At 56.5% G+C, this 1,259-nt stretch carries 1 rRNA gene; it reads left to right on the top strand.

The annotated features are described in order from the left end of the window. Positions 1–193 precede the first annotated feature (193 nt). Positions 194–1,259: ribosomal RNA gene (locus RJ03_RS05915) — 16S ribosomal RNA — on the top strand; the annotation flags it as partial.

The raw sequence follows: 1,259 nt of genomic DNA on the forward strand, positions 1-1,259 counted from the left end.
TGTTCTTTGAGAACTCAATAGTGTGTCGATGAATGTCAGTGCCAAAGTATTTATTTTGGTTCCGATCTTCACCCCCCGTGTGAGGGTCGGGCATTTTTTAGTCAGCTATTTTCCGGCTGGCGTTTAAGTTAGGTTTTCGGACTCTGGTTCGAGATACTTCTGATTTGCTGCTTCGGCGGTTGATCGAGAGTCTTCAACGGAGAGTTTGATCCTGGCTCAGGACGAACGCTGGCGGCGTGCTTAACACATGCAAGTCGAGCGGTAAGGCCCTTCGGGGTACACGAGCGGCGAACGGGTGAGTAACACGTGGGTGATCTGCCTCGCACTCTGGGATAAGCCTGGGAAACTGGGTCTAATACCGGATATGACCACCGGTCGCATGGTTGGTGGTGGAAAGATTTATCGGTGCGAGATGGGCCCGCGGCCTATCAGCTTGTTGGTGGGGTAATGGCCTACCAAGGCGACGACGGGTAGCCGGCCTGAGAGGGCGACCGGCCACACTGGGACTGAGACACGGCCCAGACTCCTACGGGAGGCAGCAGTGGGGAATATTGCACAATGGGCGAAAGCCTGATGCAGCGACGCCGCGTGAGGGATGACGGCCTTCGGGTTGTAAACCTCTTTCGACAGGGACGAAGCGCAAGTGACGGTACCTGTAGAAGAAGCACCGGCCAACTACGTGCCAGCAGCCGCGGTAATACGTAGGGTGCGAGCGTTGTCCGGAATTACTGGGCGTAAAGAGCTTGTAGGCGGTTCGTCGCGTCGATCGTGAAAACGTGCAGCTCAACTGCACGCTTGCGGTCGATACGGGCGGACTAGAGTACTGCAGGGGAGACTGGAATTCCTGGTGTAGCGGTGAAATGCGCAGATATCAGGAGGAACACCGGTGGCGAAGGCGGGTCTCTGGGCAGTAACTGACGCTGAGAAGCGAAAGCGTGGGTAGCGAACAGGATTAGATACCCTGGTAGTCCACGCCGTAAACGGTGGGCGCTAGGTGTGGGTTTCCTTCCACGGGATCCGTGCCGTAGCTAACGCATTAAGCGCCCCGCCTGGGGAGTACGGCCGCAAGGCTAAAACTCAAAGGAATTGACGGGGGCCCGCACAAGCGGCGGAGCATGTGGATTAATTCGATGCAACGCGAAGAACCTTACCTGGGTTTGACATACACCAGAAAGCCGTAGAGATACGGCCCCCCTTGTGGTTGGTGTACAGGTGGTGCATGGCTGTCGTCAGCTCGTGTCGTGAGATGTTGGGTTAAG

It is taken from the genome of Nocardia aobensis NBRC 100429 (genome assembly GCF_000308375.1).
GTDB classification, from domain to species: Bacteria; Actinomycetota; Actinomycetes; order Mycobacteriales; family Mycobacteriaceae; genus Nocardia; species Nocardia aobensis.